Below are 221 nucleotides of genomic sequence, written 5' to 3' on the forward strand. Positions count from 1 at the left end.
CACCGAATGCCTAAGGTTTCCTGAGGAAGGCTCGTCCGCTCAGGGTTAGTCAGGACCTAAGCCGAGGCCGACAGGCGTAGGCGATGGACAACAGGTTGATATTCCTGTACCCCCTCTTTATCGTTTGAGCAATGGAGGGACGCAGAAGGATAGAAGAAGCGTGCGATTGGTTGTGCACGTCCAAGCAGTTAGGCTGATAAGTAGGCAAATCCGCTTATCGT

Annotated in this window: 1 rRNA gene; it reads left to right on the plus strand. The window is 52.9% G+C overall.

The window, feature by feature from the left end:
• A 23S ribosomal RNA gene (locus MR079_RS28975) occupies positions 1-221 on the plus strand; the annotation flags it as partial.

The sequence above is a fragment of the Bacillus cereus group sp. BfR-BA-01381 genome (assembly GCF_022663555.1).
In the GTDB taxonomy this organism is placed as follows: domain Bacteria; phylum Bacillota; class Bacilli; order Bacillales; family Bacillaceae_G; genus Bacillus_A; species Bacillus_A pacificus.